This is a genomic window from Rhodococcus sp. C26F (genome assembly GCF_053345925.1).
Genome location: NZ_JBKFBA010000003.1, coordinates 350,264 through 354,479 on the forward strand (window position 1 = coordinate 350,264; position 4,216 = coordinate 354,479).

Annotated in this window: 3 protein-coding genes and 1 pseudogene (1 of these 4 only partly in view); 1 reads left to right on the forward strand and 3 read right to left on the reverse strand. The window is 67.4% G+C overall.

Annotated features, from left to right (window positions below):
- From ACLBYD_RS06865 to ACLBYD_RS06875, 3 genes and pseudogenes are all read right to left on the reverse strand, one after another.
- Positions 1 to 408, reverse strand: a pseudogene (locus tag ACLBYD_RS06865) (NUDIX hydrolase); it reaches 47 nt to the left of the window's first position.
- Between the two features lie 49 nt (positions 409 to 457).
- Positions 458 to 1,516 carry an iron-siderophore ABC transporter substrate-binding protein gene (locus tag ACLBYD_RS06870; protein WP_060651416.1) on the reverse strand — a complete coding sequence of 353 codons (1,059 nt, stop codon included), beginning with the start codon at positions 1,514 to 1,516 and terminating at the stop codon, positions 458 to 460.
- 46 nt (positions 1,517 to 1,562) lie between these two features.
- The gene (locus tag ACLBYD_RS06875; RefSeq protein ID WP_447815857.1) at positions 1,563 to 2,570 is read right to left on the reverse strand and encodes an ABC transporter substrate-binding protein; all 1,008 of its coding nucleotides are present in this window, start codon (positions 2,568 to 2,570) and stop codon (positions 1,563 to 1,565) included.
- A 270-nt stretch (positions 2,571 to 2,840) separates the two neighbouring features.
- Here ACLBYD_RS06875 and ACLBYD_RS06880 point away from each other — a divergent pair.
- The coding region (locus ACLBYD_RS06880; RefSeq protein ID WP_447815858.1) for a cbb3-type cytochrome c oxidase subunit I at positions 2,841 to 4,216 on the forward strand (1,376 nt) is incomplete at its 3' end.

A 4,216-nucleotide genomic window follows, 5' to 3' on the forward strand; every position in this document is an offset into this window, starting at 1 on the left:
GGTGAGCGGCTCGGGAAGGTCGTCCGGCGCGAACCACGCCACCTCGAGGTTCTCGTCGTCGGCGACGCGTGCGTCCCCGCCGGTCGCGCGGAGCAGGAAGCACACGTCGAGGTACTGCGCGACGTCGCCGTTGGGGTAGGTGATCGGTGCGGTGACGTCGACGCTCGTCAGCCGCACGATCTCGGCGGCGACACCCGTTTCCTCGAGCACCTCCCGAACCGCGGCGACGGCGGGCTCCTCACCGGGTTCGAGGATGCCGGACACCACGGCCCACATGCCGTTGTCGGCGCGGCGGGTGAGCAGGACGCGGTCGTCGCCGTCCGTGACGATCGCGCTCACCCCCGGCAGCCACAGGGGAGCGGTTCCTACGTGTGAGCGGAGCCGGACGACGAAATCGGGTATCGGCACGCCCTCGTTTCTATACCGGCAGGCGTGCTGCCGCCGGTCGAGCCGGCGATCAGTTCGAATATCCGTTGAGGGTGTACGTCAGGTCGGTGAGGATCGCCCGCGCGGCGACCGGTCCGGGGGTCGACCACACGTCGTCGGTCACGGAGAACAGACGGTTGTCGCGCACGGCCCCGAGGTCGAGCCACTCGTCGGTCTGCATGTAGTCCTTGCCGGCCTCGAGTCCGTCCTCACCGGCGAAGCGGACGAAGATCACATCACCGTCCGCCGGGGCCGGGTCCTCGGTGTCGACCGCCTGCCACGGCTGTCCGTCGACCACCGCGAACCGCTGGGCCGGCGGCCGGGCAGCGCCGACGTCGCCGAGCACCTGCCCCGCGAACGACGCGGTGCCCTCCACCCTGGGGCCGTCGGCCGTGAACCGGACGATCGACGCCTGTGTCTGGGACGACACGAGCTCGCGGCCCAGATCGCGCGCGGCCGTCGCGTAGTCGTCAAGCACGCGACGCGCGGCCTCCGTGCGCCCGAGCGCCTCACCGACCCGCACGAACTGTTCCCTCCAGAAGACCGGATCGGACCCGACGAGCACGGTGGGCGCGATGCCGCTGAGGGAGGCGTAGACGTCCGGGGCGGTGGAGGAGCCGAGGATCACATCCGGCTGCGCGCGCTCGATCGCCGCGACGTCCGGGTTGCCCGCGGCGCCCACGGGCGGGAGTTCGCCGATCCCGTAGCCGAGATATTCCGGCCGGCCGGTGACCTCGGCGCTCGCTCCCACGACGCGTTCCCACAGGCCCAGGGCGCACACCGCGTCGAGCGCCGCGGGGTCGAGGACGACGATCCGCTGCGGGTCGGCGGGCACATCCGACCGGCCTGCGGTGTGCAGGACCGGCCGGGTGCCGGTGGTGGGCTGTCCCGGATCGAGCGGGGAGGGGAGTGCGCACGCGGTCGACGTGTCCCGATCGATGCCCACGACCGACGCACCGGCGATGCGGGTCGTGGTGCGCACGATCTCCGATGCGTCGTCGTCGGGAGGTGTGGAGCATCCGGCCAGGGCTGTCGTCACCGCAGCGACGGCTGCGACGAGCACTGCTCGTGACCGGTGCACGGAAAACACGTCGGACCAACTCCTGTAGGACGCTGCTCGGATCGGACGGCTCAGGCTATCCGGTCGTGTGACGATCGACGCCGAAGGTGTCCGCGAGGTCGTCGAGGATACGGTGCGCACCCTGGATGCTCACCGGCATCATCCACACGCTGTCGTCGACCTCGACCTTCCGTCCCTGCAGGTTCTCCCACAGCGGATTGGTGACGAAGGGTTCGGCCGCCGCCTGCGCCTTGCCGTCCCCGAGGTCGTAGGTGGTGACGAAGATGACGCCAGCTTCGGCCTCGGTGATCAGTTCGGGGCTGATGGCGTTCATGATGCTCGACGGATCCGACGGATCGGGACCCTGGCTGGCGGGGCGGGCGAGACCGGCGTCCTCGAGCACGATGCCGCTGAACGAGGTGGTGCGGTACAGCCGGGCCGTCGGTTCACCGGCGAAGCGGACGATCGAGATCGTCGGGTTGCCGGCCTTTTCGTTGATGTCCGCACCGATGGCCGCGGCGCGCTCCTCGTACTCGGAGATCTTCTGCTCGGCGAGGTCCTCCTTGCCGATGGCCTGCGCGACGAGGCGGATGTTGTCCTTCCACGTCGGTCCGGTCGACTGGGAGAAGACGGTCGGGGCGATGGCGGACAGCTCCTCGTAATTCTCTCCGTCGCGCACCTCCGCCGAGAGGATGAGGTCGGGTTCGAGCGCGGCCACCTGTTCGAGGCTCACGTCCGCGGTCTTGCCGACGGACACGGCGTCGGTCGCATACTGCCGCGAGTCGCCGAGATAGTCGGGGAACTCGTCCGTGCGGTAGTCGACGTACCCGACGAGAGGTGCCTCGAGGAGGAGCACGGCGTCGGAGTAGCTCGTGTCGAGCGCGACGATGCGGGTCGGCTCGCTCTCGATCGTGGTGGAACCGCGGAAGTGTTCGACGGTCCGGGGGAAGCCGGCAGCCGAGTCGGACGCGGTGTCGGTGGACGCGTCGTCGGAGGGGTTGGCCGAACTGCAGCCGGCGACGAGGAGTCCGGCGGTCAGCAGTGCTGCCGCGAACCGGGCGGGTCGGGAGGAGAGAACAGGCACGGGTCGTCCTTCTGTGATTGCGGGGGGAAGTGCACCCTAACCCGGGCTGTTCGCGCGTGGTGAGGTCACCTGGCCGCGCCCCTGTATGTGAGGTGCAGCACAGCCTCGGATTGTGGTTGTCGGCTCCGCTCCAGGTAGCCTCGCGAGTCGAGTACGACAGTGAGTAGGACCCGGAGGGCGACCGTTTCGGGGAGGGTCTACGATTCGATGAGCGCAAGCCAGAGACCGTTCGCCTCCAGCCCGAGGTCGAGCGCGCATTCAGGAGGATTAGTGACTGCCGTAGCGCCCCAGCCAGTCCCAGAGATAGCTGCAGCAAGGCCGTACCCGCCGCGGCAGGGACCCAAGGGTTCGTTCATCTACAAGATGATCACGACCACAGATCCCAAGATGTTGGGGATCATGTACATGGTCACCTCGTTCGCCTTCTTCCTCATCGGCGGCCTGATGGCCCTGCTGATGCGCACCGAGCTCGCGGTCCCCGGCCTGCAGTTCCTGTCGAACGAGCAGTTCAACCAGCTGTTCACCATGCACGGCACGATCATGCTGCTGATGTACGCGACGCCGGTCGTGTTCGCCTTCGCGAACTACATCCTGCCGCTGCAGATCGGCGCCCCCGACGTCGCCTTCCCTCGCCTGAACGCCTTCAGCTACTGGCTGTACCTGTTCGGCGCGACGATCGTCATGCTCGGCTTCGTCACCCCCGGCGGTGCCGCGGACTTCGGCTGGACGGCGTACACGCCGCTCACCAGTGAGATCCACTCCCCGGGTGTCGGTGCCGACTTCTGGATCCTCGGCCTCGGCGTGATGGGTCTGGGCACCATCCTCGGTGGCGTCAACTTCATCACCACCGTGGTGTGCATGCGCGCACCGGGCATGACCATGTTCCGGATGCCGATCTTCACCTGGAACATCCTGATCACGAGCCTGCTGATCCTGCTCGTGTTCCCGCTGCTGACCGCCGCCTTCATGGGCCTGTTCGTCGACCGTCACCTCGGTGGCCACATCTACGACCCGGCCACCGGTGGTGTGCTCCTGTGGCAGCACCTGTTCTGGTTCTTCGGTCACCCCGAGGTGTACGTCATCGCGCTGCCGTTCTTCGGCATCGTCTCGGAGATCTTCCCCGTCTTCTCCCGCAAGCCGATCTTCGGTTACACCGGTCTGGTCTACGCCACGATGGCCATCGCGGCGCTGTCCATCGCCGTGTGGGCGCACCACATGTACGCCACCGGCGCGGTGCTGCTGCCGTACTTCTCGTTCATGACCTTCCTGATCGCCGTGCCGACCGGTGTGAAGTTCTTCAACTGGATCGGCACGATGTGGAAGGGCCAGATCACCTTCGAATCGCCGATGCTGTTCTCGGTCGGCTTCATCGTGACCTTCCTCTTCGGTGGTCTGACCGGTGTCATCCTCGCGAGCCCGCCGCTGGACTTCCACCTGCACGACTCGTACTTCGTGGTCGCCCACTTCCACTACGTGCTCTTCGGCACCATCGTGTTCGCGACCTATGCCGGCATCTACTTCTGGTTCCCGAAGATGACCGGACGCATGCTCGACGAGCAGCTCGGCCGCTGGCACTTCTGGCTGACCTTCATCGGCTTCCACACCACCTTCCTGGTGCAGCACTGGCTCGGTAACGAGGGCATGCC